7 protein-coding genes are annotated in these 6,848 nt (G+C 67.4%); 2 read left to right on the top strand and 5 right to left on the bottom strand.

Translation table 11 applies throughout. The features are described from left to right. Window positions 1-58 precede the first annotated feature (58 nt). The 5 genes from AC1D1G_RS21430 to AC1D1G_RS21410 all read right to left on the bottom strand — a co-directional run bounded on the left by AC1D1G_RS21430 (window position 59) and on the right by AC1D1G_RS21410 (window position 4,978). Entirely contained in the window at window positions 59-895 is an 837-nt protein-coding gene (locus AC1D1G_RS21430; protein ID WP_005239292.1) for a carbohydrate ABC transporter permease, read from the bottom strand. 2 nt (window positions 896-897) lie between these two features. Further along, complete coding sequence (locus tag AC1D1G_RS21425; RefSeq protein WP_005573473.1) at window positions 898-1,845, bottom strand: carbohydrate ABC transporter permease; 948 nt, start codon at window positions 1,843-1,845, stop codon at window positions 898-900. Then, a complete protein-coding gene (locus AC1D1G_RS21420; RefSeq protein WP_280783507.1) occupies window positions 1,842-3,206 on the bottom strand; it encodes an ABC transporter substrate-binding protein in 1,365 nt (454 codons plus the stop codon). Before AC1D1G_RS21420 ends, AC1D1G_RS21425 begins: the two co-directional genes overlap by 4 nt. A 250-nt stretch (window positions 3,207-3,456) precedes the next feature. Further along, the gene (locus tag AC1D1G_RS21415) at window positions 3,457-3,948 is read right to left on the bottom strand and encodes a general stress protein (RefSeq protein WP_005239275.1); all 492 of its coding nucleotides are present in this window, start codon (window positions 3,946-3,948) and stop codon (window positions 3,457-3,459) included. Between the two features lie 67 nt (window positions 3,949-4,015). Next, the gene (locus AC1D1G_RS21410; RefSeq protein WP_283332892.1) at window positions 4,016-4,978 is read right to left on the bottom strand and encodes an HpcH/HpaI aldolase/citrate lyase family protein; all 963 of its coding nucleotides are present in this window, start codon (window positions 4,976-4,978) and stop codon (window positions 4,016-4,018) included. A gap of 71 nt (window positions 4,979-5,049) precedes the next feature. Here AC1D1G_RS21410 and AC1D1G_RS21405 point away from each other — a divergent pair, with 71 nt between their 5' ends. Both AC1D1G_RS21405 and AC1D1G_RS21400 read left to right on the top strand, forming a co-directional pair. Further along, window positions 5,050-6,321 carry a magnesium transporter MgtE N-terminal domain-containing protein gene (locus AC1D1G_RS21405; protein WP_477953585.1) on the top strand — a complete coding sequence of 424 codons (1,272 nt, stop codon included), beginning with the start codon at window positions 5,050-5,052 and terminating at the stop codon, window positions 6,319-6,321. Beyond that, a complete protein-coding gene (locus AC1D1G_RS21400; RefSeq protein ID WP_280783506.1) occupies window positions 6,318-6,839 on the top strand; it encodes a DUF1003 domain-containing protein in 522 nt (173 codons plus the stop codon). The genes AC1D1G_RS21405 and AC1D1G_RS21400 overlap by 4 nt, the downstream gene beginning before the upstream one ends. Window positions 6,840-6,848 lie beyond the last annotated feature (9 nt).

Raw genomic sequence — 6,848 nt, 5'->3', positions numbered from 1 at the left:
GTCGAGCACGATTTCGGCCACAGAAACTCCTTCATAGTTTCGACCCTGCACGCAGGTCTCAGCCCTTCACCGCGCCGGAGGTCAGACCGGCCACGATGCGTCGTTGGAAGAACAGCACGAAGATGATGATCGGGATCGTGATCACCATCGCGGCTGCGGCGATCGAGCCCGTCGGCTCCTCGAACTGGGAGGCGCCGGTGAAGTTCGCGATCGCGGCCGGCGCGGTGATGGACCGTTCCGTCGAGGTCAGCGAGATCGCGAACAGCAGGTCGTTCCAGCAGAAGATGAAGACCAGGATCGCGGCGGTGACGATGCCCGGCGCCGCCAGCGGGGCCACGACCTTCCGGAACGCCTGAGCCGGTGTGGCGCCGTCCATCTTGGCCGCCTTCTCGAGCTCCCAGGGGATCTCCTTGAAGAAGGCGGACAACGTGTAGATGGCCAGCGGCAGCGCGAACGTGATGTACGGGAGGATCAGACCCGCCCAGGTGTCGAACAGCCCGAGCCTGCGCTCGATGTCGAACAGCGGGCTCACGAGGGAGATCTGCGGGAACATCGCGATCAGCAGGGCCACGCCGACCAGCAGCTTCTTGCCCGGGAAGTCCAGCCGGGCAATGGCGTAGGCGGCCATGGTGCCGATGACGACGGCGATCACCGTGGAGATGAGCCCGATGCCGATGGAGTTGATCAGCGCACTGGTGAAGGCGTTGGTCTGGAAGATCCCGCGGTAGTTGTCGAGTGTCCACTTCTGCGGAATGAACTTGCCGTCCTTGATCGTTCCCGCGGGCTTGAACGACAGGCTGGCGATCCACAGCACCGGGACCAGTGCGTAGAGCAGGACGAGCAGGTTGACCACGGACCAGCTGATCTTGCGGCGAGGTGTGTCGACGACGGCCATGGCTATCGGTTTCCTTCCGTGTCGGACCCGGGAGCCGAGGCGCCGAACAGCTTGATGAACACGAACGCGAGCAGCGCGACGCAGAGGAAGATGAGGACGCTGATCGCGGAGCCGATTCCGAGGTTGAATGCCTTGAACAGGTTGTCGTAGCCGAGGATCGACAGTGATCCGGTGTCGTTGGCGCCCTTGGTGAGGACGTAGATGTTGTCGAAGATCCGGAACGCGTCGAGCGTGCGGAACAGCAGCGCCACCAGGATTGCCGGTTTCATCAGCGGCAGGATGATCCGCACCAGCCGCGTCCACGCCCCGGCGCCGTCGACCTGAGCGGCCTTGAGGAGGTCGTCGGGGACGAGGGCCAGTCCGGCGAGCAGCAGCAGCGCCATGAACGGCGTCGTCTTCCACACCTCGGCGAGCACGATGATCGCCAGCGACGGAATCTGCTGCGTCAGCGGGGCGCTGCCGTCGGGCAGCAGGTTGGCGAGATACCCGGTGCCCGGCGTCCACGCGTAGTACCAGCTGTACGCGGCGGCCACGGTGACGATGCCGTACGGGATCAGCACCACCGTCCGCACGATGCCCTTCCCGACCAGCGTCCGGTGCATCACGAGCGCCAGGATCAGGCCCAGGACGAACTCGATCACCACCGACACGACCGTGATGCCCACCGTCACCGCGAAGGCCTGCCACCAGTACGCGTCCGACAGCACCGACACGTAGTTCGCGAGGCCCACGAATTTGCGGTCGTCGGGGAAGCGGAGGTCGTAGCGCTGCAGGCTCAGCCACACCGCGTAGACGACGGGGTAGGCCGTCACCGCGACCATGAGGATCGCGGCGGGAGCCACCAACCACAAACCCAGTCTGCGTTCGGCCTTCTTCCCTTCCGAGATCTGCTTCTTCGACGCGACTTTCGGCTCTTCGGCCCGGTCCGCCTGCACGGTTTCGGTCGTCACGGGATCAGCCCTTCCGAGTTGACCGCCTTGCGTACCTGTTCGGCGAGTTCGTCGACGGTGCGCGGCGGGTCGATGTCACCGACCGGATTCAGCGTGTCGGTGATCAGGGTCGAAATGCTCTGGTACGCCGGTGACACCGGGCGGACGGATGCCGTCTCGAGGCTCTCCCGCACCTCACGCCACGCCGGGTACGCCTCCTGGAACGCCGGGTCGTCGTACAGGCTCGCCAACGTCGGCGGCACACCACCGTTGACGGCGTTGTTGCGCTGGTTCTCCTCGTTCCGCAGGCACGACACCGCCTCGAACGCCAGGTCCGGATGCTGGCTGGTCTTCGCGACCGCGATGTTGAATCCGCCGATCGTCACCTCGGCCGGACGCCCGGGGATCACCGACGGGTACGGCGCCGGGAGGAAGTTCTGCTGACCGTCGACGGTGAGCACCGTGTTACCTGTGTCCACGGACGTCGGGTTGCCCTTCTCGTCGATGAACGGCAGGTCCCCCTTCTCCGCGTTCTCGATCATGCCCGGMAGCACGAACGGCCAATTGACCTCGAACGCAGCCTTTCCGCTCTCCATCCCCAGCCGGGACGACGCCTCGTCACCCTGGGACACCGACGGGTCGGCACCCTCTGCGGTGGCCACCCGCTTCATGACCTCGAGCGCCATCAGCGCGGCGTCACCGTCCGCGACCGTCACGGTGGTCCCGTCCTCGGCGACGACGGACCCGCCCGCGCTCGCGAGCAGGGTGTTGAACCACACCATCAGGCCCTCGTACTGCTTGCCCTGCACCCCGATCCAACTGGGCCGCCCCTCCGCGGCGAGGCCCTCCGCGATGTCGATCATCTGATCCCACGTCTGCGGCGGCTGCCCGTCCGGCATGAGGTCCTTGCGGTACCACAGCAACTGGGTGTTGGTGTTCAGCGGCGCGGCGTACAGCTGGTCCTGCCACTTCGCGGATTCGAGGGGGCCTTCGAGCGTGCCCTCGCTGACCTCCGCCGCGATGCCGGGTGGGAGCGGCACCGCCCAGCCGGCCTCGGCGAACTCGGCGGTCCACACCACGTCGAGTGTCATGATGTCGAGTGACGTGTCGTTTCCGGTGAGCCGGCGGGCCAACTGGAGCCGCTGATCGTCCGCGCCCTTCGGCAGCGTGCGCTGCTCCACGGTGTACCGGCCGCCGGCCGCCGCCGTGCAGTTGGCCGCGGCCTCCGCATACTGTTCGGCGCCGTCGGCAGCCGTGTAGAAGCTGAGGACGATGCCCTCTTCGGACGACCCGCACGCAGCCAGCAGGGGAACGGTGAGGACGGCGGCGGCACCGATCAGTCCCCACTTCAGCGAGCGTCCGGGCTTGGTGCGATACAGCACAGCCGCCTCCTCGAGCGGCCCCTCACGGATCCAGTCGCGGTACGGCTGGGCACGCGGGCCCGCACATTTGTTCCTGCCGGAACGCGCACTCCACCGACAGGTCACGGTTTCGGCGCGGGCCTGGGCCCACGCATTGCGCCGTAAACCTATCCGACATCGTCGGCGAACTGGGTGAAATCGCCGCGAACGTCGCGAATGGGACGCAATCCGTGACCCGACCGCAACCCGCAGGTCGAGGCGGGAGCGCCGATCAGAGCGCCAGTTTGGCCAGCATGTCCCGGGCCTTCTCCGCCGACTTCGGCTCGCACAGCACGTCGTACCGCCCGGCGACCAGCTGCATGGTCGACGCGAAGTCCCGGGTTCCCCGCGTCGCCGCGTACGGGATCGTCGTGGAGATCAGCCCGAAGATGATGCCGCCGACGATGCCGACGACGAGCGGCGCCAGGAAACCGCCCGTGACGATGCCCAGCAGCAACCCGAAGAACACGCCGAGCCAGGCCCCCGAAACAATGCCCCCGCCAATCACTTTCGCCCAGGTGAGGCGGCCCAGCACCCGCTCGACCTGCATGAGGTTGACACCCACGATGGTGACGTCCTCCACCGAGAATTCCTGATCGGAGAGGTAGTCGACGGCGCGCTGCGCCTCCGCGTACGTGGGATACGAACCGATGGGCCAGCCCGTGGGGGGTTCCGGCAGAGCCCCACGCCGCGCCCCATTGGACTGTCCGAGTGGATTCGTCATCGTCAGCTGGTCTCCTCGTGTGGTTCTCTCAGGATCGGTCCTGTGAGAACCATTCTGCCTGCTGAGGCTATTTCGCGTCGGGTCGCACGAACTCGGTGGTCCGTTTCATACCCGCGGCGCGACCCTTCGCGGAGATCACGAGCGCCATCTTGCGACTCGCCTCGTCGATCATCTCGTCGCCGAGCATGACGGCACCGCGACCGCCGCCGGCCGCGGAGGTGTGGAACTCGTAGGCGTCCAGGATCAGTTCGGCGCGGTCGTAATCGTCCTGACGGGGGCTGAACACATCGTTCGCCGCCTCGATCTGGGTGGGATGCAGCACCCACTTGCCGTCGAAGCCGAGTGCGGCCGTGCGCTGCGCCGACCGGCGGAACGCCTCCACGTCGCGGATCTGGAGATAGGGACCGTCGATGGCCTGCACCCCGTGCGCGCGGGCGGCCATCAGGATGGTCATCAGGATGTGGTGGTAGGCGTCGCCACGGTCGTAGCCGTCCGGTTGCTCCCCGACGACCAGCGTGCGCATGTTGATGCTCGCCATGAAGTCGGCGGGACCGAACACCAGGGTCTGCACGCGGGGGCTGGCCGTCGCGATGGCGTCGATGTTGGTGAGCCCGATCGCATTCTCGATCTGCGGCTCGATACCGATCCGGCCCACCTCGAGCCCGTTGGCCTTCTCTATCTGGGTCAGCAGCAGGTCGAGGGCCTGAACATGACTGGCGTCCGGCACTTTCGGCAGCAGGATCGCGTCGAGGTGGGCGCCCGCGCGTCCCACGACCTCGACGACGTCGGCGTACGTCCACTCGGTGGTCCAGTCGTTGACCCGCACCACCTTGATCTGGTCGCCCCACCCATCCTCGGCGAGCGCCTCGGCGATGGTGCCGCGCGCTTCCTGCTTGGCGAGCGGCGCCACCGCGTCCTCGAGGTCGAGGAAGATCTCGTCCGCGGGCAGCCCCTTCGCCTTGTCGATCATCTTGCGGCTGCTGCCCGGAACGGCGAGCACCGATCGCCGTGGCCTGTAGACGGAACTCATGACGGACGATCCTCCACTTTCGCAGGTGTTCGATTCCCTGTATTTCTGTACAAGGATCTAGCCTGGCAATCATGGCAGCTGCGAACAAGGTTTTTGCAGCCAGGCTGGCCGGCCTGGTGGTGCTCGGCCCCGACGGGGAGTCGATCGGCCGCGTCCGGGACGTGGTGATCACCGCGCGCGTCGGCCGGCAGCAGCCGCGCGTCCTCGGACTGGTCATCGAATTGTTCACGCGCAAACGCATCTTCGTCCCGATGCTCCGCGTCACCGCCATCGAACCGAGCTCGGTGACACTCACCACCGGCAACGTCAGTCTGCGCCGATTCCAGCAGCGGCCCGGCGAGGTGCTCGCCCTCGCCCAGGTGGCGGATTCCCACGTGCGCGTGGACGACCCGGAACTCGAGGAGCTGCGGGACGCCGACATCATCGTCGTCGATCTGGGCATCGAGCAGACCCGCACCCGGGACTGGGTGGTGTCGAAGGTCGCGGTGCGCGGGCACCGCGGCCGACTCGGTCGCCGCGCCGCCATGCACGTCGTCGAGTGGCAGCACGTCCAGGGCCTCACACAGACCGACCTGGCGATGCCCGGCCAGGGCGTCTCGGCACTGCTCACGCAGTTCGAGGGCATGCGCGCGGCCGACGTCGCGAACGCGATGCGGCTCCTGCCGGAGAAACGCCGCCACGAACTCGCCCTCGCACTCGACGACGAACGTCTCGCCGACGTCGTCCAGGAACTGCCCTCCGACGACCAGACGGACCTGCTCATGCACCTCGAGGTCGAGCGCGCCGCGGACGTCCTCGAGGCCATGGACCCCGACGACGCCGCCGACCTCCTCGGTGAACTTCCCGAGACCGAGGCCGAATCGCTGCTGCAGCTGATGGACCCCCAGGACTCCGAGCCGGTCCGCCGGCTGCTCGAGCACTCCCCCGACACCGCGGGTGGTCTGATGACTCCGGAGCCGGTGGTCCTCACCGCCTCGACGACGGTCGCCGAGGCGCTGGCCCGTGCCCGGATCTCGGACGTCACCCCCGCTCTCGCGAGCATGGTGTTCGTCGTCCGCCCACCGACCGCGACGCCGACGGGCCGCTACCTCGGTTGCGTGCACCTGCAGAAACTGCTGCGGGAACCGCCCGCGAGCCTGGTCGGCGGACTGCTCGACACCGACATGCCGCGGCTGGCACCCGAGGATTCCCTGACGTCTGTGACCCGCTACTTCGCCACTTACAACCTGGTGTGCGGGCCGGTGGTCGACGCCGAGGACCACCTGATCGGGGCGGTCACCGTCGACGATGTCCTGGACCACYTCCTCCCCGAGGACTGGCGTGAAGAGGAGATCGACGGATGAGCGAGAAGTCAGCCAGCGCGGCCGCCCGGAGCCTGTCCGACCGGCAGCGCCTCGACACCCCGCGGGGTACCCGCCGCTTCCGGGTCACGTACGACGTGGAGGCCGTCGGCCGGGCCAGCGAGAACTTCGCCCGGTTCCTCGGCACGGGCCGCTACCTGATGATCCAGACGGTGGTGGTGATCGTCTGGATCATCATCAACGTCTTCGCCGTCCGTTTGCAGTGGGACCCGTACCCGTTCATCCTGCTCAACCTGGCGTTCTCCACCCAGGCCGCGTACGCGGCTCCGCTGATCCTGCTGGCGCAGAACCGCCAGGAGAACCGCGACCGCGTCTCTCTCGAGGAGGACCGCTCGCGCGCCGAGCAGACGAAGGCGGACACCGAGTTCCTCGCCCGGGAACTGGCCGCGCTGCGCATCGCGATCGGCGAGGTCGCCACCCGCGACTACCTGCGGCGCGAGCTCGACGAGATCAAGTCGCTGCTGGGCGACGACGAAGACACCCGCACCCGGCGCAAATGAGGGTCGGCA

The sequence above is a fragment of the Rhodococcus sp. P3_B8 genome, from assembly GCF_056402775.1.
The sequence above is the reverse complement of the archived record's forward strand: the minus strand, read 5'-3'. Positions and strand labels throughout refer to the sequence as shown.

Bases quoted from the DNA above. Each gene is read 5' to 3' on its own strand.
- AC1D1G_RS21430 (WP_005239292.1), bottom strand. From the start codon at position 895: ATGGCCGTCGTCGACACACCTCGCCGCAAGATCAGCTGGTCCGTGGTC.
- AC1D1G_RS21415 (WP_005239275.1), bottom strand. From the start codon at position 3,948: ATGACGAATCCACTCGGACAGTCCAATGGGGCGCGGCGTGGGGCTCTG.
- AC1D1G_RS21410 (WP_283332892.1), bottom strand. From the start codon at position 4,978: ATGAGTTCCGTCTACAGGCCACGGCGATCGGTGCTCGCCGTTCCGGGC.
- AC1D1G_RS21400 (WP_280783506.1), top strand. From the start codon at position 6,318: ATGAGCGAGAAGTCAGCCAGCGCGGCCGCCCGGAGCCTGTCCGACCGG.